This is a genomic window from Candidatus Zixiibacteriota bacterium, from assembly GCA_022865345.1.
Lineage (GTDB): Bacteria > Zixibacteria > MSB-5A5 > MSB-5A5 > RBG-16-43-9 > RBG-16-43-9.
Window position 1 is genome coordinate 1 of the sequence record JALHSU010000211.1, and the last position, 2,318, is coordinate 2,318.

The following is a 2,318-nucleotide window of genomic DNA, read 5'->3' on the forward strand; positions in this document are numbered from 1 at the left end:
TTCCAAAAAGTGGAGGTCTGAAGACCTTCCCTACATTTTAAATGCATTGACGCAGTCAATGCATTCCAGAGAAAAAGAAAAAGGAGACTTATGCCCTATTGTCCAAATTGTAAAGCCGAGTACAATGCCGGGGTGAAAAAATGCAGCGACTGCAACATCCCTCTGGTTGAGAAACTTCCTGAGGAACCTAAAGAGGAGCTCGAACCAATCAAGTATAAACTTCTTCGCAACTTACCCAGCCGGTTATATGCCGAGATGCTCAAGGAATCCCTGAGAAATTCAGGAATAAACTCGGTTATCAAAGGGGATGATATCGGCATAATGTTGGGCAGCTATTCCACCACCTCGCCAGTGGAGATCAGCTTGTGGGTTCCGGAAGAGGACTGGGAAGAAGCCAACCAGATTGCGGACGGGATGTTAAATCATATTTAGAAATAAACCTCACCAATTACAAACCTGTCTTTTGTCATTCTGACCCCTACAGGGGGAAGAATCTATAACATTTAGTCGAAGATGCTTCGTCCAGAGGCGGGACTCAGCATGACAAGTTAGGAAAAAAATGTCGACTATCTCAACAAAGGCAGGATGACCAATTCTCACAATTTCAGATACTTAATCTCTTTTTAAGATATTTAGCCTATCTTAATTGAAAAAGTTTACCTTGGTTCTCTTAATCCATCTCATAATCTTGACGATAATCAGTAAGAAGGGATTAACCTCTTGGGTAGAATTCCCCTCGAGTGGTGAAATATGTCTGATGAAACCCTGGATTTGAAATCGGACCTGAATGAACTTCAGGGCCAATCGAATGAGCTTATCAAGGCAGCTCAGGAAGTAGTGAACCTTTTGATCAAAGCTATCAAGATTTTCTGTATCTATCCTCCGGACAACCCCATACCCAAGGAATTCAGGCATAACCTCTTCAGAAAATTGACAGGTTTTTTAGAAGAAAATGAGGAGTTGAAGTTGAGAATTGACCAATCCAGGCTCCTTTTTGAAGACAAGGTCATTTTAAAGGAGGAGAAGAAAGACGAAGGAGTTGCTTTTGCCCTGTACCGGGACGGGATAAGGGAGCTGAGCTTTCACAAAGGACTGGAACAGGAGGAGCTGTTCTCCTTTCTGGAAGCTATTACCAGTTGTTTAAAATCCTCTTTGCCAGAGGACGATCTGGTCACGCTTTTCTGGGAAAAGGATTTGCCGCACATAAAGTTCTCAGCAGTGGATGAATTCTTAACCGAGGATTTAAGCGATCTTCCCCAGCCTACCGGCACTAAAGACCTTAAACAACTCTACTATTCGGAAATAGACCTGGAGGAAAGCAAAACGAAGGAAGTAAAGCTTCCAGCCAGAATACAGGTGGAGAGGTTTTTGCGTGATCTGGACCTTGTCCCACAGCAGGAGTTAAATGAGCTAAAATTCCTGCTGGAGAAAGATAAAAGCTTCGAGCCTTTGAAGGAGATGTTTTTTATTCTCAAGGAAGTCTTATCCGGAGATAAGGAGTTTTCCGATTTCTCAGAGACAGTCCTGCTTTTGGAAAAGCTCTTGGATTCATTGGTAGGTCAGGAGAATTTCTATCTGGCCTCTGAGGTGCTGTTACTGCTCAAGAATTTAGAAGAGGCCGAATCTGAGGCCGGGCAGACTCGCCGAGCCGAAAGGATCAAAGAAGCCCTGAACCGGGCAGGAGATAAAGAGAGGATGAAGACTCTGACCCAGATTTTAAATCAGAATCCCAGGCTGGATCTTTTCTCTGCCAGAAAATATCTTTCCCTCTTAGGCCGGAATACCGTACCCCATCTGGTGGACATGCTGGGTGAACTGGAGAATTTTGCCACCCGCTCGATGGTCTGCACTGTGCTGGAGAACTGGGGAGAGAAGAGTATCGAGCTTTTGAGCAAAGGGGTTTATGACCGTAGATGGTACGTGGTCAGGAATATCGTCGGGATCTTAGGACGCATCGGCTCACCTCTGGCTATACCTTATCTGAAAAGAACTATCGGACACGAGGATCTGAGGGTTAGAAAACAGACCCTGGAAGCACTCTCCCGGATCAAAGGGGAGGAGGTCACCTCAATTCTACTAAGTATCCTTGAAGACCCTGAGGAAAAGCTGAGGGTGAGGGCTGCCAGGTTTTTGGGTGAAAGGCCTAGCCAGGAAGCTTTTGAATTTATTTCAAATCTGGTTAGCAGAAAAGATTTCAGGGATAAAAGCCCGGAGGAAAAAAAAGTCCTGCTGGAGACTTTAGCCCATACAGGCAAAGATGAGGCGGTCAATTTATTTAAAAAGATGGTTTTGAAAAAAACTTGGTTTAAAAAGGAAAA

Annotated in this window: 2 protein-coding genes; both read left to right on the forward strand. The window is 44.3% G+C overall.

The window, feature by feature from the left end; genetic code table 11:
- Window positions 1-90: 90 nt before the first annotated feature.
- Window positions 91-432, forward strand: coding sequence for a DUF2007 domain-containing protein (locus MUP17_10480; protein ID MCJ7459405.1), 342 nt, complete (start codon window positions 91-93; stop codon window positions 430-432).
- Window positions 433-750: 318 nt separating this feature from the next.
- Window positions 751-2,318 (forward strand): HEAT repeat domain-containing protein (locus MUP17_10485; GenBank protein ID MCJ7459406.1); only part of this gene is annotated, 1,568 nt, incomplete at its 3' end.

Excerpts from the sequence above, each read along its gene's own strand:
- MUP17_10480 (MCJ7459405.1), top strand. The coding sequence starts at position 91 with ATGCCCTATTGTCCAAATTGTAAAGCCGAGTACAATGCCGGGGTGAAA.